The organism is Actinocatenispora rupis (assembly GCF_016861975.1).
Lineage (GTDB): Bacteria > Actinomycetota > Actinomycetes > Mycobacteriales > Micromonosporaceae > Actinocatenispora > Actinocatenispora rupis.
This window is the reverse complement of the sequence record NZ_BOMB01000074.1, coordinates 1-823: the sequence shown is the minus strand read 5'-3', so window position 1 is coordinate 823 and position 823 is coordinate 1. Positions and strand designations below refer to the sequence as shown.

The 823-nt window shown below is 69.7% G+C and carries 1 protein-coding gene; it reads left to right on the top strand.

The annotated features are described in order from the left end of the window. The first annotated feature begins 38 nt into the window (after window positions 1–38). Entirely contained in the window at window positions 39–686 is a 648-nt protein-coding gene (locus Aru02nite_RS36310) for a hypothetical protein (RefSeq protein ID WP_203665088.1), read from the top strand. Window positions 687–823: the final 137 nt, after the last annotated feature.

Here is an 823-nt window from a genome sequence, read left to right as displayed (position 1 = left end):
CCCGTCCGCAAGAGCAGCACGTGAGGAGGCGACACCCGATGACCACACCCAGAATCAAGGTGACGGAACGGTTCGAGGACGGCGCCCGGCTGCTGATCATGGCCGCGATCGGCGCGATGGCCGGTGCCGCCTCGTTCACCCACATGCATGACTGGACGATGCATGAGCTGCCGGCCGGGACGAAGGACTGGTTCGGCTGGGCGAACGCGGTCGCGTCCGAGCTGATGCCCACGTACGCGCTGTTGGAGATCCGCCGCAAGCGGCGTAAGGGCGGATCTGTGGGCCTGCCCGTCGCGCTGCTCATCGGGTCCGGCGTGCTGTCGATCTGCGCGCAGGTGTCGCAGGCCGGTGATTCCCTGGTGTCCAAGGGACTCGCCGCGCTACCGGCGGTCGCGTTTACCGTCCTGACGAAGATGGCGTTCTCCGGGATGGGCACCACTGACTCCGGTACGCCGGAACCCGTTGCAGCGCAACAGAACGCGCCCGAGGCGGAGATCGACTCGACACCGGCCCCCGTGGTTCCGGTCGTCCCGGAGCCTGCTCCTGCCCCGGCTCCGTCTGTCCCGCTGCCTGCTGACCCGGCGCCGGCTGCTCCGGTGACACCGGTGGTGTCTCGCCCGGTGATTCCGACAGCGGCCCCGGTCGTGCCCTCGCGGTCCAACGGTGCTCCGGTGGTGATCGGCTGATGGGCACCACGACCACCGCCCCGGCCGCGCTGGTCCTGCCGGGCCTCGGCCAGAACGACCAACCTCGTCCCGACTCGCGTGCCGCACGCCTGCGTCAGCCGATCGCGAAGGACGTTGCCGCTGAACTGGCGAAGACG

Excerpts from the sequence above, each read along its gene's own strand:
- Aru02nite_RS36310 (WP_203665088.1), top strand. The coding sequence starts at position 39 with ATGACCACACCCAGAATCAAGGTGACGGAACGGTTCGAGGACGGCGCC.